The organism is Rhodococcus sp. ZPP, assembly GCF_017656075.1.
Taxonomy (GTDB): domain Bacteria; phylum Actinomycetota; class Actinomycetes; order Mycobacteriales; family Mycobacteriaceae; genus Rhodococcus_F; species Rhodococcus_F oxybenzonivorans.
Genome location: NZ_CP058639.1, coordinates 787,293 through 810,317 on the forward strand (window position 1 = coordinate 787,293; position 23,025 = coordinate 810,317).

The 23,025-nt window shown below is 64.5% G+C and carries 18 protein-coding genes and 1 pseudogene; 17 read left to right on the forward strand and 2 right to left on the reverse strand.

All coding sequences use genetic code 11. The annotated features are described in order from the left end of the window. Positions 1-18 precede the first annotated feature (18 nt). The 17 genes from HYG77_RS34905 to HYG77_RS34985 all read left to right on the forward strand — a co-directional run bounded on the left by HYG77_RS34905 (position 19) and on the right by HYG77_RS34985 (position 19,470). Positions 19-1,230 (forward strand): acyl-CoA dehydrogenase family protein, encoded by a 1,212-nt coding sequence (locus HYG77_RS34905; protein ID WP_159928515.1) that lies wholly within the window; start codon positions 19-21, stop codon positions 1,228-1,230. Next, on the forward strand, positions 1,227-2,249 hold the full coding sequence (locus HYG77_RS34910; RefSeq protein WP_208964122.1) for a phosphotransferase family protein: 1,023 nt from the start codon (positions 1,227-1,229) through the stop codon (positions 2,247-2,249). The genes HYG77_RS34905 and HYG77_RS34910 overlap by 4 nt, the downstream gene beginning before the upstream one ends. 5 nt (positions 2,250-2,254) lie before the next feature. Continuing rightward, positions 2,255-2,992 carry an SDR family oxidoreductase gene (locus tag HYG77_RS34915; RefSeq protein WP_208964123.1) on the forward strand — a complete coding sequence of 246 codons (738 nt, stop codon included), beginning with the start codon at positions 2,255-2,257 and terminating at the stop codon, positions 2,990-2,992. Between the two features lie 144 nt (positions 2,993-3,136). After that, a complete protein-coding gene (locus tag HYG77_RS34920) occupies positions 3,137-4,354 on the forward strand; it encodes an acetyl-CoA C-acetyltransferase (protein ID WP_208964124.1) in 1,218 nt (405 codons plus the stop codon). Between the two features lie 372 nt (positions 4,355-4,726). Continuing rightward, the gene (locus HYG77_RS34925; RefSeq protein ID WP_208964125.1) at positions 4,727-5,893 is read left to right on the forward strand and encodes an acyl-CoA dehydrogenase family protein; all 1,167 of its coding nucleotides are present in this window, start codon (positions 4,727-4,729) and stop codon (positions 5,891-5,893) included. Next, positions 5,890-6,675 carry an enoyl-CoA hydratase-related protein gene (locus HYG77_RS34930; protein ID WP_208964126.1) on the forward strand — a complete coding sequence of 262 codons (786 nt, stop codon included), beginning with the start codon at positions 5,890-5,892 and terminating at the stop codon, positions 6,673-6,675. The genes HYG77_RS34925 and HYG77_RS34930 overlap by 4 nt, the downstream gene beginning before the upstream one ends. 53 nt (positions 6,676-6,728) lie before the next feature. Further along, the gene (locus tag HYG77_RS34935) at positions 6,729-8,288 is read left to right on the forward strand and encodes a long-chain fatty acid--CoA ligase (protein WP_208964127.1); all 1,560 of its coding nucleotides are present in this window, start codon (positions 6,729-6,731) and stop codon (positions 8,286-8,288) included. 102 nt (positions 8,289-8,390) lie between these two features. Continuing rightward, positions 8,391-9,089: a TetR/AcrR family transcriptional regulator gene (locus HYG77_RS34940; RefSeq protein ID WP_208964128.1), complete on the forward strand. Its 699-nt coding sequence runs from the start codon at positions 8,391-8,393 to the stop codon at positions 9,087-9,089. Between the two features lie 75 nt (positions 9,090-9,164). Then, a complete protein-coding gene (locus HYG77_RS34945) occupies positions 9,165-10,085 on the forward strand; it encodes a LysR family transcriptional regulator (protein ID WP_208964129.1) in 921 nt (306 codons plus the stop codon). A gap of 156 nt (positions 10,086-10,241) precedes the next feature. Beyond that, positions 10,242-11,087, forward strand: a complete 846-nt coding sequence (locus tag HYG77_RS34950) for an SDR family oxidoreductase (RefSeq protein WP_208964130.1) — start codon at positions 10,242-10,244, stop codon at positions 11,085-11,087. Continuing rightward, the gene (locus HYG77_RS34955; protein ID WP_244461506.1) at positions 11,084-11,929 is read left to right on the forward strand and encodes a TIGR03084 family metal-binding protein; all 846 of its coding nucleotides are present in this window, start codon (positions 11,084-11,086) and stop codon (positions 11,927-11,929) included. Before HYG77_RS34950 ends, HYG77_RS34955 begins: the two co-directional genes overlap by 4 nt. A gap of 249 nt (positions 11,930-12,178) precedes the next feature. Further along, the gene (locus tag HYG77_RS34960; protein WP_208964132.1) at positions 12,179-13,834 is read left to right on the forward strand and encodes an NAD(P)/FAD-dependent oxidoreductase; all 1,656 of its coding nucleotides are present in this window, start codon (positions 12,179-12,181) and stop codon (positions 13,832-13,834) included. A gap of 85 nt (positions 13,835-13,919) precedes the next feature. Further along, positions 13,920-14,888 carry a zinc-binding dehydrogenase gene (locus tag HYG77_RS34965; RefSeq protein ID WP_208964133.1) on the forward strand — a complete coding sequence of 323 codons (969 nt, stop codon included), beginning with the start codon at positions 13,920-13,922 and terminating at the stop codon, positions 14,886-14,888. A 472-nt stretch (positions 14,889-15,360) separates the two neighbouring features. Then, positions 15,361-16,272 carry an alpha/beta hydrolase gene (locus tag HYG77_RS34970; protein WP_208964134.1) on the forward strand — a complete coding sequence of 304 codons (912 nt, stop codon included), beginning with the start codon at positions 15,361-15,363 and terminating at the stop codon, positions 16,270-16,272. Between the two features lie 116 nt (positions 16,273-16,388). Beyond that, positions 16,389-17,153, forward strand: coding sequence for an SDR family oxidoreductase (locus tag HYG77_RS34975; protein ID WP_208964135.1), 765 nt, complete (start codon positions 16,389-16,391; stop codon positions 17,151-17,153). Between the two features lie 218 nt (positions 17,154-17,371). After that, a complete protein-coding gene (locus HYG77_RS34980) occupies positions 17,372-18,136 on the forward strand; it encodes a crotonase/enoyl-CoA hydratase family protein (protein WP_208964136.1) in 765 nt (254 codons plus the stop codon). A gap of 596 nt (positions 18,137-18,732) precedes the next feature. Continuing rightward, positions 18,733-19,470 (forward strand): SDR family oxidoreductase, encoded by a 738-nt coding sequence (locus tag HYG77_RS34985; protein ID WP_208964137.1) that lies wholly within the window; start codon positions 18,733-18,735, stop codon positions 19,468-19,470. Between the two features lie 737 nt (positions 19,471-20,207). On the opposite strand, the gene HYG77_RS34990 is transcribed toward HYG77_RS34985, so the two are convergent. Both HYG77_RS34990 and HYG77_RS34995 read right to left on the reverse strand, forming a co-directional pair. Next, positions 20,208-21,842 carry an NAD(P)/FAD-dependent oxidoreductase gene (locus HYG77_RS34990; RefSeq protein ID WP_244461507.1) on the reverse strand — a complete coding sequence of 545 codons (1,635 nt, stop codon included), beginning with the start codon at positions 21,840-21,842 and terminating at the stop codon, positions 20,208-20,210. A gap of 66 nt (positions 21,843-21,908) precedes the next feature. Continuing rightward, positions 21,909-22,244: pseudogene (locus HYG77_RS34995) on the reverse strand (alpha/beta hydrolase fold domain-containing protein); the annotation flags it as partial. Between the last annotated feature and the right edge of the window lie 781 nt (positions 22,245-23,025).

Genomic DNA, 23,025 nt, shown 5'->3' on the forward strand with positions numbered 1-23,025 from the left:
CCACCGAGAGAGGTAGTTGTGGCGATCGATCTAACGTATACGCCCGAGGTGACCGCCCTGGTCGAGAAGACCCGCGCATTCACCCGTGAGGTGGTGCTGCCCATCGAGGATGAGCACGGCGGGGACATCATGTCGGCGGGCGGTGACGGTCTTCGGGTGGAACTGCAGCGAGCGGCGAAAGAAGCAGGAATCTTCGCCCCGCACGCGCCGGTCGAGTTCGGCGGCCTGGGGCTGAACATGACCGACCGGGCACCGGTGTTCGAGGAGACCGGTTACTCACTGTTCGGTCCGGTCGCGACCAACATCGCCGCCCCGGACGAGGGCAACGTCCACATGCTCGCGCACATCGCCAACGACGAGCAGAAGGAACAGTTCCTCGCCCCGCTCGCCCACGGAGACATGCGGTCGGCATTCGCGATGACCGAACCGTCGCCCGGTGCCGGCTCGGACCCGACGGCGCTGACCACCCGCGCCGAGAAGGTTCCGGGCGGCTGGAAGATCAACGGCCACAAATACTTCATCACCGGAGCCGACGGAGCGGGCATCTTCATCATCTTCGCGCGCACGTCCGGGCAGCCGGGCGACCGCGGCGGCGCCACGATGTTCATCACCCCGGCCGATGTGCCCGGGCTGAAGGTCGGTCGACACATCGACACCCTCGACCGGGCCCTGATCGGCGGCCACTGCGAGATGTTCTTCGAGGACCTGTTCCTCCCCGACAGCGCCGTACTCGGCGAGGCCGACCAGGGCTTCGCCTACGCCCAGGTCCGACTCGGCCCCGCCCGCATGACCCACGTGATGCGCTGGCTGGGCGCCGCCCGCCGGGCCCATGATGTCGCCGTGGCGCACGTCGCGCAACGGGACGGTTTCGGTGGCAAACTCGGCGACCTCGGCATGATCCAGCAGATGGTCGCCGACAACGAAATCGACATCGCCGCCACCCGGGCGCTGCTGACCCAGGCGTGCTGGGAACTCGACCAGGGCGGGCACGCGAGCAACGCGACGTCGATCGCCAAAACGTTTGCCGCGGAGGCTGTCTTCCGCATCGTCGACAGGTCCGTGCAGATGTGCGGGGGACTGGGCGTGTCCGGGGACCTTCCCCTCGCCCGGCTCTCCCGCGAGGTACGCGGCTTCCGCATCTACGACGGAGCCTCCGAGGTGCACCGGTGGTCCCTCGCCAAACGGGTCATCGGTGCGGCGAAGAAGGCAGCACGGGAGGCCCGCCCATGACCGTGACCGAGCATCGAGGCCTGGATCTGATTGCGCTTGAAAGGTTTCTGGCCGATTCCGGCGTGGAACTGGACGGCCCGCTGCGGGCCGAGCTGATCTCCGGCGGAAAATCCAACCTCACCTACGCCATCTCCGACCACACCTCCCGATGGGTGCTGCGCCGACCGCCCACCGCGGGACTGACCCCCACCGCCCACGATGTGGCCCGGGAGTACCGGATCACCTCCGCCCTGCAAGACACCGCAGTCCCCGTCGCGCGCACCGTCGCCCTCTGTGAAGACGACTCCGTGATGGGCGCGTCGTTCACCGTCGTCGAACACGTCAGCGGACGCGTCATCCGGACCAAAACCGACCTGGCCGACCTCACCGACCAGGACATTCACGACTGCACCCGGGAACTGGTCCGCGTCCTCGGCGCCCTGCACAACGTGGACTACCAGGCCGCCGGACTCGCCTCGTTCGGCCGGCCGGACGGGTACGTGACCCGTCAAGTCGCCCTGTGGGCCAAGCAATGGGCCCGAGTCAAGACCGCAGACTCCGCCGATCTCGACCGACTGCACGCCGCACTCGCCGAGTCGATTCCCGCGCACTCGGAGGCGTCGATCGTGCACGGCGACTACCGGATCGACAACACCATCCTGGCGCCCGGCCAGACGAGCCGGGTGGCCGCCGTCGTCGACTGGGAAATGTCCGCACTCGGTGATCCGCTCACCGACGTCGCCTTGATGTGCGTCTACCGCAATCCGGCGTTCGACCTGGTCATCGGCGAACCCGCGGCATGGACCAGCGAACGCCTGCCCTCGGTCGACGACCTCGCACACTGGTACACGACCACCTCGGGCCGGGAACTGAAGAACTGGAACTTCTACCTGGCCCTGGCGAACTTCAAACTCGCCGTCATCGCCGAAGGTATCAATCACCGCTACCTCGTCGGCGCGACCGTCGGAGACGGCTTCGACAGAGCCGGCGAGTCGGTCCCGGACTTCATCACGGCAGGGCTGCGAGCGTTGAAAGGATGAAACCGATGAGCAAAACCGCCCTGGTCACCGGCGCCACCCGCGGCATCGGATTGGGCATCGCCACCCGGCTCGCCGAGCAGGGATACGCACTCACGATCAGCGCGCGGGATTCCCACCGACTCGCCGCCGTCGCCGAAGATCTCCTGCGACTGGGCGCCGAGGACGTGGTCGTCGTTGCCGGCGACATGGCAGACCAACACACCGTGCACAAAATGATCGACCTGCACGCCGACCAATTCGGCACCCTCAACGCATTGGTACTCAATGCAGGATTCGGGGCCAGCGGAACAATCGCCGAGTACTCGATGCGACGGTTCGACAAGACCATCGACATCAACCTGCGGGCACCGTTGACCCTGGTGCAGCGGGCGCTGCCACTGCTGCGCGCCGCGGCAACCGCCGATCCCGAGCGCGGCGCCAAGGTAGTTGCGCTGGCGTCGATCACCGGGGTCTACGCCGAGGCGGGCCTGGCGATGTACGGGGCAACGAAAGCCGCCCTGATCTCCATGATCGAAACCCTCAACGCCGAAGAGGCGGGCAACGGAATCACCGCCACGGCCATCGCACCGGCGTTTGTCGACACCGACATGACCACCTGGATTCACGACAAGATACCGCCCGAATCGATGATCCAGGTCGACGACCTCGTCGAACTCGTCGACGCGCTGTTGCGGCTGTCCTCGCGTGCGATGGTCTCCAAGCTCGTCGTCGGCCGCGCCGCGACGACCGGCTACTGCGCCTGACACGGCCGCGGCAACACGGGCACGGCCGGTGCGAGCCGGCCCGGCGATACGAAGTGCGAAAGAAATGTGCCGCTACAGAGCACACCATACGGGCCATCCCCGGATCCCAGAGCCGTCTCGGCTCTACCGACGCAGGAGTAAACCATGGTTGAAGCCGTCATCGTTTCCATCGCCCGTTCCCCGATCGGTCGCGCCATGAAGGGATCGCTCAAGAGCATGCGCCCGGACGACCTGGCCGCGCAGATGGTGCAGGCGGCACTGGACAAGGTGCCCGCCCTCGATCCCACCGACATCAACGACCTGATTTTGGGTTGCGGGCTGCCCGGCGGTGAGCAGGGCTTCAACATGGGCCGCAACGTCGCCGTGCAGTTGGGCTACGACTTCATTCCCGGCACCACCATCACCCGCTACTGTTCCTCGTCTTTGCAGACCACCCGGATGGCGCTGCACGCGATCAAGGCCGGTGAGGGTGAGGTGTTCATTTCCGCCGGTGTCGAGACGGTGTCCCGGTTCACCGCGGGCAGCTCCGACTCGCTGCCCGATACCCAGAATCCGCTCTACGCCGACGCCCAGGCCCGCACCGAGAAGCTCGCCCAGGGCGGGCAGCAGTGGGTCGACCCCCGCGAGGAGGGCCTGGTTCCGGACACCTACATCGCGATGGGCCAGACCGCCGAGAACGTCGCCCAGATCACCGGCATCACCCGCGAGGAGCAGGACCGGTGGGCGGTGCGCTCGCAGAACCGGGCCGAGGAAGCCATCAACAGTGGTTTCTTCGAGCGGGAGATCACCCCGGTGACGCTGCCCGATGGCACCGTGGTGTCGAAGGACGACGGCCCCCGCGCCGGCACCACCTACGAGGCCGTGTCGCAGCTGAAGCCGGTGTTCCGGCCGGACGGCACCGTGACCGCCGGTAACGCGTGCCCGCTCAACGACGGCGCCGCCGCCCTGGTGATCATGTCCGACACCAAGGCCAAGGAGCTGGGGCTGACCCCGCTGGCCCGGATCGTGTCCACCGGGGTGTCCGGGCTTTCGCCGGAGATCATGGGGCTGGGCCCGATCGAGGCCACCAAGCGGGCCCTGGCCATCGCCGGGATGGGTATCTCCGACATCGACCTGTTCGAGATCAACGAGGCGTTCGCGGTGCAGGTCCTCGGGTCGGCGCGCGAACTCGGCATCGACGAGGACAAGCTGAACGTCTCCGGCGGTGCGATCGCTCTCGGTCACCCGTTCGGCATGACCGGTGCCCGGATCACCGCGACCCTGCTCAACAACCTGCAGTCCAGCGACAAGCAGTTCGGCGTCGAAACCATGTGCGTCGGCGGCGGTATGGGCATGGCCATGGTCCTCGAACGGCTGAGCTGACGCGCACAGTCGGCGCCGGCGCCGACCGATAGCGCCGATATCCGCGCCGCAAACCCGTGTCTTACAGATCGGTATGTCAACTATCGGTCGCTGCCGAGGCTCATATTGTGGGCAAAATGCCGATCGATCTGCTGAAATAGCGCCCATATTTACTTGACAAATATGTCAAGCACGAGCTGTAATGGAAGAGATTCCACTAGTGCGGAGCCGACTTCCCCGACGACGCGCACCGGAACGGCGCAGCTTTACTACCGCCGATGGCTCACCGCGCGGTGCAGCGTGGCCAGCCCCCGGTAATGGATGGATCCGGGCCGGTACCGGCGCCGCGCATCTTGAAATCCTGACAGTCCTACCGACCCCCTGGAGACCCCGATGACCTCCGCGAACGACCTTTGGAACACCGACGAGCGTCGAGCCCTCCGTGAGGCCGTGCGCGGCTTCACCCTTCGCGAAGTAGTGCCGAACCTGCCGGCGTGGGAAGACGCGGGCGAGATGCCCCGATCGCTGCACGAGAAGGCCGGTGCACTCGGGCTTCTCGGCCTCGACTTCCCCGAGAAGGCCGGCGGTGAAGGTGACTTCATCGATTTGATGGTCGCCAACGAGGAGATCATCCTCGCCGGTGGCAGCACCGGAGTCACCTCCGCGCTGTTTTCCCACACCATCGGCGCATCTCACATCGCCGCCGCCGGAGATCCGTGGCAACTCGACGAGTTCGTCCGTCCCGCCGTCACCGGCACCAAGATCGCGTCCCTGGGTGTGACCGAGCCCGGGACCGGCTCGGATGTCGGGTCCATCACCACCCGCGCGGTGCGCGATGGTGACGAGTACGTGATCACGGGTGGAAAGACGTTCATCACCTCGGGGACCCGCGCCGACTTCGTCACCGTCGCTGCGCGGACCGGCGGAGCCGGCCATCGCGGGGTCTCCCTGTTGGTCGTCGAGTCCAACCGTCCCGGATTCACCGTCGCGTCGAGGCTGAAGAAGATGGGCTGGTTGTGCTCGGACACCGCCGAGTTGCATTTCGACGAGGTGCGGGTGCCCGTCCGCAACCTCATCGGCGAGGAGAACACCGGATTCCGGCAAATCATGCAACGTTTCGAGTCCGAGCGGCTCACCCTCGCGGTGCAGGCCGTCGCGACCGCCGAACGCTCTCTCGCCCTGGGTAAGGAGTACGCGACGGTCCGCACGACCTTCGGTGTGCCTCTCGCGCAGCGGCAGGTGATCCGTCACAAGCTCGCGGAGATGCAGCGGCAGACGCTGGTGGCACGCACCTACGTGCGTGATGTAACCGCTCGTTGGGCGGCCGGGGAGAAGGTTGACGCCGAGGTCGCGATGGCCAAGAACACCGCCGTCGCAGCCTGCGACTTCGTGGTCAATGAAGCGGTGCAGATCCACGGCGGTATGGGTTACATGCGCGAGAGCGAGGTAGAACGCCACTACCGCGATTCCCGCATCCTCGGTATCGGTGGTGGAACGAACGAGATCATGAACGAGATCATCGCCAAGCGGTTGCTCGACGTACCCCGGGCAAGTCGATGACGGCGGCGGAGACGGTCGGCCAGCGGCCACTGGTGATCAGCGACGTGGCCGGTGGGGTGGCCACCGTGACCCTCGATTCCCCGGGCAACCGCAACGCGTTGTCCGCGAACCTGTGCGCCCACCTGCTCGCCGAGCTGACCACCGCGGTGCGCGACGACAACGTCCGGGCGGTGGTGTTGACCCACACCGGACCGGTCTTCTGCGCCGGTGCGGATCTGAAGGAAGCACCCGAGCGCCGCGATGCGGCTGCACGCGACTTCTCCGCGGTGCTGGAGTTGTTGTGGACCTCACCGAAACCGGTGGTCGCCCGTCTTGCCGGCCCGGCCCGCGCCGGCGGCACCGGACTGGTCGCTGCCTGCGATTTCGCGGTGGCGGTGGACACCGTCAGCTTCGCCTTCACCGAGGTGCGGATCGGCGTCGTTCCCGCGGTCATCTCGGTCCCGCTCCGACATCGAGTTGTGCCCCATGCGCTCTACCGTCTGTTCCTGTCCGCCGAGACATTCGATGCACATCACGCGGCAAGCATCGGCTTGCTCAGCGCAGTGGTCCCGGTCGACGATCTCGACGACGAGATCGGTCACCTCGTCGAGACCCTGGTACTGAGCGGACCGAAGGCGTGGGCCGGAACCAAGCGACTGCTTCGCTCCGAGGCCCCCTCGATCGCCGTGGAACTCTCTGCAATGCAAGATCTTTCGGCGCAATACTTCAACTCCGAGGAAGGCAGAGAAGGTATTCGGTCATTCGCCGAACGACGTCGACCGGCATGGGTACCCCACTGCTGAGTCGGCACCTCGCCGCGATCGGGCAACGAAACCAAGACGCTAGGAGAGAACACATGCAAGGCGGAATCGGGGATTGGATCGTTCGACGCGCGCATCGCCGACCGAACGCGACGGCATTGATCGACGGCGACAGCGGCCGGGCGGTGTCCTATACGGATCTCGAGCGTGACGTGTCGGCCACGGCGGCCGCACTGCACGAACTCGGTGTCCGCCGCGGGGACCGTGTCGCGATCCTGATGGAGAACTCCATCGAGTTCGTTCGCGTGCTCTTCGGCGCGGCGAATCTCGGCGCGATCGTGGTCCCGGTCAATTTCCGGCTCGGCGCAGAGGAGGTTCGCTACATCCTCGCCGACTCGGGCGCCACCGTGCTCGCGGTGTCGAACAGATTCCGTGACCTCGCCACCGGCGCGGTGGAGCGGGGCGGGCACGGCGTCCGACGGATCGTGGTCGAAACCGCCGGCGCCCCGGTCGGCGGCCTGCCCGTCTCGACGTTCGACGACTTGCTCACCGCGGCGGGACGGCGAGGCCCCGACCCGCTCGTCCGCGAGGACGACACCTGCGTGATCATGTACACCTCCGGTACCACCGGCACCCCCAAGGGGGCGATGCTCACCCACGCGAACATGCAGTGGAATGCGTTCAACATGGCGACCGTCGGGAGCGGGCTGACGAACGGGACCGTCACCATCGCGGTGGCGCCGATGTTCCACATCGGTGCGCTCGGATTGTCCGTGCTGCCCATCCTCTACGCCGGTGGCACCGTGATCACGGTGCGCGCGTTCGATCCCGACCGGACCCTGGCACTGATCCAGCGGTACCGCACCACCACCCAGTTCATGGTTCCGGCGATGTGGGCGGCGCTGTCGAAGGTGCCGGACTTCGACTCCTATGACGTCTCGTCGATGCAGTATGTGCTGTGCGGCGGCGCCCCCTGCCCGCTTCCGGTGATCGAGTTCTATCAGCAGCGCGGCTGGATGTTCCTGGAAGGCTTCGGGATGACCGAGGCATCACCGAACACCTTGTTGCTCGACGAGGAATCAGTGGTCTCGCACGCCGGCTCGGTGGGCAGACCGTTCATGCACGTCGACGTCCGAATCGTCGATTACGACGATCACGATGTCGAGGTCGGTGAGGTCGGCGAACTGGTGCTGCGCGGACCGAACATCTTCGCCGGGTACTGGGGCAGACCCGCGGAGACGGCCGAAGCCACCCGGGGCGGCTGGTTCCACACCGGTGACCTCGGACGAGCCGATGCCGAGGGTTTCATCACCTTGGTGGACCGGAAGAAGGACATGATCATCTCCGGGGGAGAGAATGTCTACCCGATCGAGGTGGAACAGGTCCTCTACCGTCACCCCGCGGTGTCGGAGGTCGCCGTGATCGGTGTCCCGGATGAGAAGTGGGGGGAGACGGTCGTCGCGGTGGTGGTGTCCGAGGGTGACAGCATCGACGAAACCGAACTGATCGACTACGCGCGTGCCCGGATCGCACATTTCAAGTGCCCGCGGCGGGTGGTGTTCGTCGAGGAGCTGCCCTACACCGCGACCGGAAAGATCCTCAAGCGCAAGCTGAGGGAACGCATCACGGGAGTGGCCGCCAGCGTGCACCGCTGATCGATCAGAACATCGGCGACCGGGTCCGGACACCGAAGTCATAGTTGACTGAGATGTCATATCATCGAGGAACGTCAGTACGGTCTCGAAAGGAGGCAGGCAATGGCACAACCCACACGAGCGACACCTTCGGGTGCCGAGGGTGCCGCGCCGGCCGGCACCAAGAGCAACGGCGCCGCCCCCAAGGCGGTGGGGTCGGTGCAGTCCCTGTCTGCTCGCGGCAAGAGGACCAGGTCCGCGCTCGTCCAAGCAGGTCGGGACGTCTTCGAGGAGGTCGGTCTCAACGAGGCCCGGGTCGCCGACATCACCCGCAAGGCCGAGGTCGCCTACGGCAGCTTCTACACGTACTTCGAATCCAAAGAGGAACTCTTCCGGGAGGTACTCAAGCAGGTCACCGGGGAGATGTTCGAAGCCTCCGCAGTGGGGGGCGACGCCGGATCCAGCCCGAGGGCTCGCCTGGAGGCCGCCAACCGCCGCTACCTGCAGGCCTATTCGCGCAACGCCCGGATCATGGGAGTGATCGAGGAGGTCGCCCCCTACGACTCCTACACGCAGGAGTTGCTGAGGGGGATCCGCGCCCTGTTCCGCGGTCGGATCGAACACGGCGTCCGCCACCAGCAGAAGGAGGGTCGCCTCGACCCCGATCTCGATCCGCACGTCGTCGCGCAAATTCTCGGCGGAATGATCGAGCAGGTCGCCCGAGGGTCGTTCCTGCAGGGCGAGTCCTACGACGAGGACGTCGCCGTTCACACCCTGACCACCCTGTGGTCCAACGCGGTAGGAACCCTCGCCGACGAGTGACCTGGCTCGAGGCCAACCGCGGAATTGCCCAAGTAGTGCTCTACCCCGCATGACCGAGGTGCAGACGGAGGCGCGATGGACCTGCGACAGCTGCAGTATCTGGTCGCCGTCGCGGAAGAAGGCAGCGTGCGCGGCGCCGCCCGCCGGCTCTACATGGCGCAGCCACCTCTCTCACAAGCATTGCTTCGGCTCGAACGCGAGCTGGGAGTCGCGCTCTTCACCCGGTCCAGCCGGGGAGTGGTCCTCACCGACGCGGGCCGGGAACTGGTCGGCCGTTCCCGCGAGATCATCTCCCAGGTCGAGGACGCGAAAACCGCCATGCAGGTCAGGGATCGAGACACCGGCCCGGACCTGCGGATCGGGGCCGTGGCAGGCCCGTTGTCGGCCGGCGAGCTCACCCGCCCCATCCTCGATGCATTCCGCACCCAGCACCCCGAGATCACCGTAAAACTGCGCGACACCAGCTTCGCCGACCAAGTCGACCTGGTCACGAGCGGAGTCATCGACCTGGCACTCGTGCGTTGCCCGATCGAGCACGACGACGTCGATGTCGTGCCCATCGCGGCGGAGCCGCGTGCACTCTTCGTGCCGAGTACGCACGAACTCGCGGCCGAGCAGCACCTGTCCGTCGACGACATCACCGACTATCCGATGCTGGCCCTCGACGCGCCCGATTCGTTCGCGAGCTTCTGGCAGCTCGACCCCGAGCGCGGGCGCTCCCTGGTCGACCAGGCAATCCCGCCGGTGTCGACCGTGCAGGGCATCCAACTGGCATTGGAAACCGCCCAGGTCGTCGTCACCGGCTGTGCCGCGATGGCCCGGTTGGCGCCCTCACCGTTGATTCGTGCCATCGAGCTACCCGACGCCAGCCCGTCGATCATCGGGGTCGCGTACCGGCGCGGGAACACCCGACCTGAGATCCGGGCCTTCCTCGACACCGCACTCGCAGCGGCCGCAGAGAACATCGCCCTGCTGCCGAACGCCAGCAGCGTCTGACATCCCGGTCCCACCGGACCACGTGACCCACGTGCAGCCCTCCCCTTGACGATCTACTTGACAAACCTGTCAAATTGAAAGGTCGGCTCCCGTCCGACCATAGCCCGCGCGCCCCTCTGCGCGCGTGACTTCACCAATCGAGAGGTTCCGAAACCGATGAATCCGAGCAACGACCCGTCCTGGCTTCACGGAGCGGGGGTCGTCGTCACCGGCGCCGGCAACGGCATCGGCCGCGCCCTGGCACACCGACTGGCCCGCGCGGGCGCGCGGGTCGCCGTCAACGACCGCGATGCCACCGCGTGTACGGCCGTCGCCGACGAGATCGGCGGATATGCCCTTCCGGGCGACGCGGCAGCCGAGGACGCCGTGCACGAACTGATCTCGCAGGCACGGCAGGCGATCGGTTCGATCGACATCTACTTCGCCAACGCGGGCATCGAGACCGGTGCGCACGACGCAGAAGCGGACTGGGAACGCTCGTGGAACGTCAACGTGATGGCCCACGTGCGCGCCATGCGAGAACTGCTGCCCGACTGGTTGGAACGGGGACAAGGGCGACTCGTCGTCACCGCCTCGGCAGCGGGTCTGCTCACCATGCTCGGTTCCGGACCGTACTCGGTGACCAAACACGCAGCCGTCGCTCACGCGGAATGGGTCTCGGCCACCTACGGCGACCGCGGAATCACGGTCCAATGCCTGTGCCCGCAAGGTGTTCGAACCCGCATGCTCCCCACCAACGAGGTCGGGGACGTCGTGTTCAGCCAGGGCGTACTCGAAGCCGAACAGGTTGCCGACGAAGTGATCGACGCCCTCGGCGACGACCGCTTCTACATCCTCCCGCACCCGCAAGTGGCGCAGTACTTCGCCACACGGGCCACCGAACCCGATCGATGGCTGAAGGGCATGCGCCGCCTGCAGCACAAGATCGACAACGCGGCGCTCTCCGGCGCCGCCCGACCAATCGCACCGAAGATCAACGAAACGACAGGACCCCGATCGTGAACCAACTCGCGAGCCTCATCACCGACCTCCACGACGAGCAGACCGCTCTCGACCACATCGTGACAGTCTTCGACAACGACGACTGGAACCGGCCCACCCCCGCGGAGGGATGGACCAGCCGCCATCAGATCGCCCACCTCGCCTTCTTCGACGCCGCCGCGCAGATGTCACTGACCGACCCGGAGGCATTCGCCCAACAGCGCCGCCGCGCCGATCGGGATCCGGACGCGTACAGCATCGCGGTCCTCGAACCCCTGCTGGCGCTGACCTCGGCACAACTCCTCGACACGTGGCGGCAAGGTCGCCGCTCGCTCCTGAACGCGTTCCGCTCCACTCCGGCCGGCACCCGCCACCCCTGGTATGGGCCTTCGATGAGCGTGGCGTCCATGGTCACCGCCCGGCTGATGGAGACCTGGGCGCACGGTCAGGACGTCGCCGACACCGTCGGGGCCATCCGCCCGGTGACGTCCCGGATGGAGCACATCGCACGGATCGCGTGCCTGGCGTTCCCGTTCAGTTTCGTCAATCGTGCAATGCCGGTGCCCGACACCGGTGTACGGGTACGCCTGTCCCTGCCCTCAGGAGGGACATGGGAGTTCGGCGACGACGGCCTCGAGGACTCGGTCAGTGGGCCGATCGAGGACTTCTGCCTGGTGCTCACCCGCCGCCGTCACGTAGCCGACACCACCCTGGTCACCTCCGGCCCGATCGCGGGGGAGTGGATGACGGTCGGGCAGGCCTACGCCGGTCCGCCCGGACCTGGCCGGGCGTCCGGTCAGTTCACCCGGCGGACACCACTGGTCTCGAGCGCAGCGCAGAACCCGCAGAACCCGCAGGACTGACCTGCTCCCCGGGTGCAGCCACGGGCACCCTCCTGGTGTAGTGCCGTCGGAGGAAGAGCCCCGGACGGCGTATCTGTCGTGCGTCCACGACGATTCCGCGAGTTTGATGGCCATGTCATGTTTCTATTCCTGCTAATGAGCTGCTGTGATATCGGATAAGTATCACGAGACCGCACCTATTTCGTTGACATAGATGTCATAAAACTGCGACGGTGATGGCAATCACATTCGAGGCCATTTGGAGGAATGATGTCCACATCAGCAGCGAGCGGGACCACCGCACCGCAGTCCGTTCGGGAAGTCGACGCGGTGGTGGTCGGCGCCGGATTCGGCGGCCTGTACATGGTGCACCGGCTGCAGGAGATGGGATTGACGGTGCAGGCGTACGAGGCCGCCCCGGATGTGGGAGGAACCTGGTACTGGAACCATTACCCCGGGGCGCGCACCGACTGCGAGGGCTACTACTACTGCTACTCGTTCGACCCCCAGATGCTGCAGGAGTGGACCTGGAAGGAGCGTTACCCCACCCAACCGGAAATGCAGTCCTACTTCGGGTACGTGGCCGACAAGTTCGATCTGCGCCGCCACTACCGGTTCGCAACTCGGGTCGAGACGGCGGAATTCGACGAAGCCTCCGGTCGCTGGCAGGTGCGCACCGACACTGGTGAGCGCGCCTCGGCGACGTACCTGGTCACTGCCGTGGGGATCCTGTCGGCCCCGAATCTGCCGGACTTCCGCGGTATCGAATCGTTCGAGGGCCAGTGGTTGCACACCGCGTACTGGCCCGCGGAGGGCGTGGACCTGGCCGGCAAGCGGGTCGGGATCATCGGTACCGGTTCGACCGGCGTGCAGGCCATTCCCCTGCTCGCAGAACAGTCCGAGCACCTGACCGTGTTCCAGCGCACCCCGAACTACGTTATCCCGGCCCGCAACCGGGAGGTCTCCCAGCAGGAGATGGACGAGATCAAGGCGCGCTACGACGAGGTGTGGGCCAAGGTGCGCCGGCACTGGTTCTCGTTCCCGTTCGAGAATGCAAACCTGCTCGCCGGCTCAATGGACGAGCAGGAGCGCACCCGAATCTACGAAAAGGCGTGGGAGTACGGCGGATTCCCGTTCCTGTTCAGCTTCGACGATCTGCTGTTCGACACCGCCGCCAACGATTCGGCCGCCGAGTTCGTGCGCGACAAGATCCGCGCCGCCGTGACCGATCCGGCCGTCGCCGAAAAGCTGACTCCGCGCTACCCCTTCGGCGCCAAGCGACCACCGTCAGGCTCGGGCTACTACGAGACGTTCAACCGTGAGGATGTCGACCTGATCGACGCGTCCGGCAACGAGATCGCCGAGATCACCGCACACGGTGTCCGGTTGGCCGACGGCACCGAATACGAGGTCGACGTACTCGTCTTCGCCACCGGCTTCGACGCCTCCACCGGCGCGCTGACCCGGATGAACATCGTCGGCCGCAACGGGGAAACCCTCGCCGACAAGTGGGCCCCTGGCCCGCGGACACATCTGGGTATCGGAACCCACGGCTTCCCGAACATGTTCATGATCACCGGCCCCCAGAGCCCGTTCACCAACATCCCCCCGTGCGCACAGAACACCGCCGACTGGATCGCCGAGGCCATCACCCACATCAACGCCACAGGCGGTGCACTGATGGAAGCGACCGAACAGGCCGAGGACGCCTGGACCGAACAGATCACGGCGATCGCCGAACAGACCCTGCTCGTCGCCGGCAAGGACGTGCACTCCTGGTTCACCGGCACCAACGTCGAAGGCAAGGCCCCCGTCATCAACGTCTTTTTCGGTGGCGCCGACAAGTACATGGACATGTGCGAACAGGCCGCCGCGGACGGCTACTCCGGATTCGAAATCCACACCCCCGCCGTCGCCACTCGATAACCCACAGTGGCCGGGAATGGCTGCACCAGAAATCGTCCATCCCGAGTACTCGACCGCACGCCTCAACACATGAAGGAAGACCGCCATGAAAGCATGGATGTTCCACGGTCCCGGCACTCAGCTCGAACTCGTCGACGTGCCGGACCCCACCCCTGCACCCGGTGAAGTCGTCGTCGATCTCAAAGCCGCCGGCCTGTGCCACAGCGATGTCGGCATCACCGACGGCACCCTGACCGAAGTCCTCGGATTCACCCCGATCATCCTGGGGCACGAGGCGTCCGGTGTCGTGTCCGCGATCGGCGAGGGGGTGACAACGGCTGCGATCGGCGACCGCGTAGCGATCAGCGCGATGGGAGACGGCACGAGCGGCGTCATCGGCCAGAAGACCATCGGCATCGGCCGCCACGGCGCGTACGCACAGAAGCACCTCGCTCCGGCGAGCGAGCTCATCCCGATCCCCGACGAAGTCCCCTTCGTCCAGGCTGCCGCAGCGACCGATGCGGGCATGACCTCCTACCACGGCGTCTTCGTCCGCGGCGGTCTGCAACCGGGCATGAAGGTCGGCATCATCGGCCTCGGTGGACTCGGCCTGACCGGGGCGCGCATGGCCGTTCTCGCCGGCGCCGAGGTCTACGCTGCCGAGATCAACACCGACGTGCACGCCGCGGGCCTCGAACGCGGAGTCAAGCACGTCGTCAACGACGTCACCGAACTCGCCCCGTTCGAACTCGATCTGATCGTGGACTTCGCCGGATTCGGAACGACCACGGCCGGTGCCATCGAGGCAGTCCGGCACGGTGGCCGCATCGTCCAGGTCGGTGTCGGACAGCAGGAGTCGACGATCAACACCTATCTGCTGGCAATGAAAGACCTGCAACTCGTCGGCTCGGTGGGTGGCACGCCCGCGGACACCGTCGAGGTGATCAAGTACATCGCATCCGGTGGTCTCACGATCGCCACCAGGACGATCGGATTCGACGACATCCCCGCCGGTTTGGACGAAGTCGCCCGCGGCGTGAAGGGCCACCGTCTGGTAGCCACCATCGGCGATTGAATCTCGGCAGATCGGGGGACCCCTGATCTGTAGCGGTTCCGGAGGCCGCAGTGCTCCCGGGATCGACGATCCGCCCCACGCGGAGGAGGGCTCACGCGCACAATGCCTGCCCCTCCACCGCGGGCAACCCCCATAAACGGGGTGCGTGCAGTGAGAACACCGCCGCACGGATCGACGCGTCGCCCGCACCCGCCGCGCGGGTGGCGGCGGATCGAGGCCACCGAGACGAGCAAGCCCGGACCGAGCAGATCACGGCCCGCCGAACACACCCTGCTCACCGCTGGCAAGAAGCTGCACCGGAGGTTCGCCGACACCGAATTTCGCAGCATGACACCGTGCTCGCCCTCGTCCGGGCACCGCCATATAGGGATCCGGTGTCCACCTCACAACGACGACGGCCGCACCCTCACCACCTTCGCTCTACGCCACACCGGCGCACCGATCAACCCGTCAATACATCAGGAGAAACACGATGACGAACGACGCGCGCACCGACGCACTGCGTGAACTCTACGAAAGCTGGGGCAATCGGGCCGCCGCCAATCCCGCCATGGACCTGGCCACCATGCGGGATATGTACGAACAGGCACACCTCCTGGCGACCGAACCCGAAGGTGTCACGTATCGCGATGTCGACGCCAACGGTGTCGAGGCGATGTGGATCATTCCCGAGGGCGCACCCGACGATGCTGCGATCATCTACACCCACGGCGGCGGATGTTCCGTCATGTCGATGCACAGCCATCGCAAACTCGCCGGTCACCTCGCCAAGGCCGCCGGCGTGAAGGTGCTGAACCTGAACTATCGCCTCGCCCCCGAGCACCCGTACCCCGCGCAACTCGACGACGCGCAGGCAGCCCACCGCTGGCTGCGCGACCAGGGCATCGACCCGAAACGCATCGCCACAGCGGGAGACTCTGCGGGCGGCAATCTCGCCACCACCCTTGCGCTGGTGCTGCGCGATACCGGCGAACAAGTTCCGGCGGCGATCGTCGGCTTCTCGCCCTGGTACGACATGGAACACAACGGAAAGACCCTCGAGACGAACGCGGAAACCGACGCGCTCGTCCAGCGGCCGGTCGTAGAAATGATGTCTCAGATGTTCCTCGGCGAAACCGGCTCACCGACTGATCCGCTGACCAACCCCCTCTACGCCGACCCCACCGGGCTGCCGCCTATGTACCTGACCGCGAGCACCTATGAAACTCTCCAGGACAACGCCGAGCGCTTCGCGGAGCTGGCACGCACAGCAGGCGTCGACGTGACCCTCGAGACCACGCCGGGAATGCAGCACGTCTTCCCGTTCATGGCCGGACGATCGCCGGAAGCCGACGCCGCAATCTCTGCCGCCGGCGCCTTCCTGCGCAAGCACCTCGGTCTGTGACCGCCTCACTTCCCGGGTGAACAACTGGCCACGTCGGCGAGGGTCCGGAAACATTCCGGACCCTCGTCCCGCGCAGTCCACCTCATGGGTCAACAGTTGAAACAGGAGCTCGTCCGATGAGTAATTGCGATCTGAAGGGGCGCACTGCGCTCGTTGTCGGCGCCTCCCGCGGCATCGGCTTGGCCACCGCGCAGGCTTTCGCTGCCGCCGGTGCCGACGTCATCCTCACCTCCCGCTCGGCGCAATCCGCTGAGGCGGCTGCCACACAGGTCGGGGGGACGGCAATCGGAGTAGGCGTGCATGCCCTCGACGAAGACGGTGCCCGGCGGTGCATCGACAACGTCGTCGATCAATTCGGTGGTCTCGACATTCTGGTGAACAACGCCGGCACGAATCCTGCCCATGGCAGGCTGGCAGAACAGGACCACGGGCGATTCTCGAAGACATTCGATGTCAACCTCTGGGCACCAATGCTGTGGAGTGATCTCGCCTCCAAGGCATGGATGATGGACAACGGTGGGGCGATCGTAAACACCGCCTCGCTCGGAGGCATGGTCGCCGAGAAGGGGATCGGCGTGTACAACGCCTCGAAGGCAGCGTTGATCCATCTCACGAAGCAACTCGCGATGGAACTCGCACCGGCAGTCCGCGTCAATGCCGTCGCACCCGGGGTGGTAAGGACAAAGCTCGCCGAAGCACTGTGGGTTGACCAGGAGCACGAGGTGGCCGCGGCCACCCCACTCGGACGTATCGGTGAGCCGGACGACGTCGCCTCGGCGATCCTGTTCCTCGCCTCCGACGCCGCCCGCTGGATCACAGGCGAAACATTGGTCGTCGACGGTGGTCAACTTCTCGGTGACATACGGAACTTTGCGGAGTAGCCCGGCACCGAACCTGCGGATTCTCGGCATGTTGACCGAGCTGTTGTCATGCAGCGGCCGCCTACACCGTGGACGTCGGCTACGGCGACTGGCCCTGCTCCACTGGGGGATTTACAGAACGAGAGCCTGCCCGGCGCTGGTCGACGGGCAGGCAGAAATGCAATGTCGTCTAGGGGCTCGGCTCGGTAGGGGCCGGCAACACAACAGGAGGCCAGCAAGTGTCAGCCACACTCACGTGCAGGGAGATCGACAGCGTACTGGTGATCACTCTCGATCGACCGCAGGTGAAGAATGCGATCAATCGCGAGATGGCCGACTCCCTGGCCGACGCCTTCGACCGGCTGGATGCGGACGACAACCTCAAAGCCGGGGTTCTCACAGGGGAAGGGCCCGACTTCTGCGCCGGCATGGATCTCAAAGCCTTCACCGATGGATCGCTGCCGGAAACACGAGGCCGTGGCCTGGCAGGTCTTACGCGCATGCCTCCGAGCAAACCATTGATCGCTGCCGTCGAAGGTCATGCAGTAGCGGGCGGCTTCGAACTCGTCCTGGCATGCGACCTCGTCATCGCCTCGGAAACTGCAAAGTTCGGACTACCCGAAGTGAAGAGAGGACTCATCGCCGCGGGCGGGGGAATCGTCCGTCTCACCCAGATGATCCCACGCAACCGAGCAGCCCACCTGCTTCTCACGGGCGACACGATCCCGGTCGGCGAAGCAAAAGAGATCGGAATCGTGAACTCAATCTCATCAACTGGAATGGCGGCAAAGGATGCCATCGACCTGGCACACAGAATCAGCGGGAATGCGCCCCTTGCCGTCGCTCGAACAAAAGAACTATTCACCGCAAGCATGAGCCTGACAACCGAGCAAGCCTTCGACATGGTTGACTTCGCCGCCCCGCAAATCCTCTCCTCAAACGACGCCCGGGAGGGTGCCACAGCATTCCGTGAGAGACGTGTGCCGATTTGGTCGGGATCGTAACGGCGACCAGACCCCACGGTTGTCTGCGCCGGTTGCTCACCGTGACACGGAATATTCTCGGCATTTCGGCAGTGCGCCGCCCACCGACGAAGGGCGTCAGGGTGCGGGCGGCGATAGCGGCGGCGCTTAACGTGTGCAGTCCGCGCGGAGGTGCCCGATACGCGGCTGAGCTTCATGGGTGGTCGTTCGTCCCAATCTTGACGGCAACGAGACGACGCAGCGGCCCGATCAGGGTTCGCCTGAGAAGCCAGCCGAATCGATTACCTCGGCTCGTCCACTGATACGCGAAAACCGTACTAATGACTCACTTGTCATATTCGTGCTACCGGCATTTAAATGCACTTAAAACCGGCGATACCGGATAAGTTTCACCGTTCCACGCCAATTTAGTGACGTAGGTGTCATCTTTGATGGATAGTGATGTTGCTAACACCCGGCCCGCCCCTTGGGGGCAATAACTCCCGGCCACGCCTCGCCAAGCCATATTCCGCTTCGGCGTCAGGTCCTCGATCAGCATCCATCCACACACATCAGGAGAAGACATGCCGTCCTTCGGAGTCCAGACGCCCGATTTCCCTTCCACCGGGTGCGCTATAGTGTTCGGCGCAACTGGTGGAATCGGCGCCGCCACAGCGGGTCTGCTCGCAGAACGCGGCTGCGACGTCATCATGACCTACCGGTCCCGCCGAGCAGAAGCGGACGAACTCGCCGATACGATCCGGGCGCTGGGACACAAGGCGACAACCCAGGCCTGCGATGTAACCGATCGTGAGTCCGTGGCCGCGGTAGTGGAAGCCGCGCTGGCCGAACATGGTCGGATCCATACCGTAGTCTCGGCGGCCGGCCTCGTCTTTCGCACCCGGCCGCTGATCGAGTTCACCGACGACGAGTTCGCCGACGTCATCCACACCGATGTCCTCGGGTTCTTCAACATCGCCAAAGCAACCGTGCCTGCACTTCGAGCCGGAGGTGGGGGATCGATCACCGCGCTCATCACCACGGCAGTGGACCGCACGGTGCCCACAGACGCACTGTCCGCGACTCCCAAAGCGGCCGTAGCCATGATGATGCGGATGCTGGCTACAGAGGAGGCAGCCAACGGTATCCGGGCGAATGCGGTAGGGCCCGGCGTCGTCGAGGGCGGAATGGTTCCCCCGATGCGCGACGCCGACGAGGCCACACGCGACCTTCTCGCCCTAGCCGTAGAGCAGACCCCGTTGGCACGCCTCGCGCTTCCAGAAGAGGTCGCGGAAGGGATCGTCTTCCTGGCGTCCACCAAGGCTTCCTACATCACTGGACAGCGACTCATGGTTGACGGCGGACTCGCCACCTGAACGACACATTTGTGCGTGCCAGGGCGTTCCTGATATCGCCGCCCGGCGACTTTGCCGAACGGTGGCTCAGGGACGCCCTGTGCGCTAGAAGGCGGACGTTGTCGGTTATTGATCTTGGGCCGTCGAAATGGATGGCTTCCACTTGTTCTGTGTTGCGCGGCAAGTGCTGAGGGACAACGTTGGCGGCTCGCGGAACGCGAGCGCCTACAACGTGCATCACGTCGAGTGGCTGATGCTGCCGTCCTCGCGCTTCGAGTCAAATTCTTTTGCTGTGAGCGACATTCGGCGATCCGGGTCTGGAGGCACCGACGACATCGGTCGTCGCAGTGATTCGGAAGTTACTTCGTGCGAATCCTATGGTGCCCGAGTGTAATCGCACTGTAGGCACACCGTTCAGGCCACGCAGTGAGCCCGACCGCCGCAGCTGTGTCCGGTTATGTGGAGGACGCGTACAGCGAAGCTGCAGCGAGAGCCAGGTACTTACGTCGTTGCGTGTGTCGCCCGCGACCGTGGTCGTCTTCCGTGCGGTGTCGCATTCCTTCTTGAGGCATCGGGCGAGAGGAAGGAACCGACTGACAAGGGCGCGGAACTGTGCGACTCTATAGTCGCGATGCGCTCGGCGGAATCATCGAACTCTTGACTACCGCCAGTGCGCTGGGATGTCACGGTCTCCGCACGGCGACGGTCAGGAAACGCTCGTTTCTAGTGCTCATATTCCTGGCCGTCGCCGATTTGGTTCAAGCCACGACGAATCCGTCGTAGTTGTTATCGGCAGATGCCAGGCACTCTCTTCTGTATTCGCCTGCGCCACCGAAGTAGAAGAGGGATGCATGTGCCTTGCCTGGCACGTTGTCGCCGAAGAACCACGAACGCTTGCCCTTGGACAGTACTGTCGCATTGACGATCTGCGCTATATGGTCATTCCACGCTTCCGTCGCGTCGGGTGTCGCCTCAATCCGGTCGAGACCGTTGTCTCGGAGCGACTTGATCGCCTGGCCGATCCACTCAACGGCACCTTCGATGACTACAGGAATGTTGGCGAATGGCGTTTGCGGGCCGGAAATCATAAACATGTTCGGAAAGGCATCGACCCCAATGCCGAGGTGAGTCCTCGGTCCGTGCTCCCACTTTTCCTTCAGAGTCACGCCACCCCTTCCTTGCACGTTCATATGGGTCAGGGCGCCCGTTCCTGCATCGAACCCGGTTGCGAAGATGATCACGTCAGCTTCGTACTCGTCGTTCCCGACACGGACCCCGTTTTTTGAGATTTCGGTGATTGGGTTGTTGCTGACGTCCACGAGCGATACATTGTCGCGGTTGAAGGTTTCATAATAGAAGTGGCCGAGCGGAGGCCGCTTTCCCGCCAGTGGATAATCCTTCGGGCAGAGCATCTCTGCGGTTGCAGGGTCGTTGACGATCGCGCGAATCTTGTTCCGCACGAATTCGGAAGCGACTGCATTCGATTCGTCGTTAACCAGGAGGTCATCGAACGTCTCGAAGATGAACCGGAACCCACCCGCTTCCCAGCCTCCTTCGAGGATCTTCTGCTGTTCCTCCGGTGTGTAATCGGCCATTACGCGTCCTGCTGGAGCCATGGCGAACCCGAAGAAATGCTGGCGGGCCATTGCCCAAATGGTGTCCGAGTTCGCGCGAATGGACTGGCGCTCGTCCTCTGTCAAGACGTAATTCCGACCCGGCATTACGTAGTTAGGTGTTCGCTGAAAAACCGTCAGCTGCTTGGCCGTGAGGGCCACAATTGGAATAACCTGCACGGCAGTCGCGCCGGTTCCGATAACCGCGACCCGCTTTCCGGTGAAATCGACCTTTTCCTCGGGCCAATTTCCGGTTACATACCATTCTCCCTGGAAATTGTTGAGACCTTTAAAGTCCGGCTTGTATGGTAGTGACAGCAGTCCTGAGGCCGGGATGAAGTACTTGCAGGTGTATGTTCCGCCTTGCTCGGTGGTAATCGTCCATTCATTGGACTGTTCATCATAGATTGCGGAGTTGACGCGTGTGTTGAAAAGGATGTCTTTTCGCATGTCGAATCTATCGGCAACGTACTTCAGATAGGCAAGAGCCTCAGGCTGAGTTGCGAACCGCTCAGACCAATCCCACTCATCTTGCAGTTCCTTCGAGAACGAGTACGCGTATACCCAGCTCTCGCTATCTGTGCGCGCCCCGGGGTAGCGGTTCCAGAACCAGGTCCCGCCTACCTCCGGTGCCGCTTCGATAACCTTGACCGAGAGACCTAGTTGCCGAAGCTCGTGGAGCATTCGCATTCCTCCAATGCCCGCCCCGACGACGACTGCATCGAACTCTTCGTTTCGGCTATCTTTCTTTCCCTGGACAGCCTGGGTGTGAACCGACACTTCCGCCTCCTTGTGATTGTTTGCGTATTACTAATTCCTGCGGAAAGTGTTCCCCGCATCGATATTTCAGTTGGGTCCAAACCGCGCCCGGAGCCACATCCCAAACTCGGCGATGTCCGTGTCCTCTTTTGCGGCCCCGCCCGCCATGAATGAGAAAATGTGCTGTTGTTCCGAATACGTGCTGAGTTCGACTTCGACTCCTGCCGCAACGGCTCGGTCAGAGCGCTGTTCGGAGTCGTTGAGCAGCGTCTCGGAGCCGCCCGCGATCACCAGTAGCGGCGACAACCCAACGAGGTCGGCGTGGAGTGGATTGACCAACCGGCCTAGGGGAGATGTCCCAGGAACATCGTCGACATGATGTCGGCTACGTCTCGACGAGTGGCGGGGGATCAGTGTCGGTGTCGTTTTGAGCGCGCTGCGGTGATGTTCCGTCCAATTATGGCGAGAAGCCCACGATTATTGCGGCCGGCAGGGCTGTCCGGCTTCACGAAGCTTCAGCACTGTACTGCTTGCATGGTTGCTGTCGGCGAGTGGTGAGTTCTTAGGGCTTGGATCGCAGGGTAACAACACTCACCCGTGATTCGGGGACATGCGCTGGCCATGACTTGTCCTTCCTTCGAGTCCTCACACTGAGTCGTTCTTGGGATGTCAATACGGGCCGGAGGCTCTGCACGAAAGGCTATGTTGTGGGTCACAGTGTGGGTAGGTCGGTGATTGCTCTCGCGTGCCATACTTTTCGTATCGGTCCATTTCCATAACTCGGCCTGGGCGTGCAAATAGAAATCTGCCACCGCTCTCGCGGATCGATCCCTTGCGCGCCGGGCCGCAGGCATCGCCGCGTGGAAACGTCCGAGCGAGGGTGCGCGACGAGACTTCGGTCCGATCGTGGTGGGTAAGCGTTGATCAAGATGCACGGCTGCTGAACTCTCGCCCTGCGAGCGCAACGGCACTCGCTGCGCGGCGGTGAGGCTCGGGTCGTCCAGTGACGCTGGGGATTCGTCACGGCGAGCAGGAACGCCGACTAGGAAGTCGATGTCTGCACCGGGGGAGTTCCGGGTGTGTTTGGCGCGAGAACCGCGACAGGCGGTGGACGCCCCGGCCGTGAACGCGGCGCCCAGGCCGAGCGCGAGAAACTGACCGGCGGAAACGGGGTCTGCCGCCACCGGAAGCTCGGCGGGAAGTC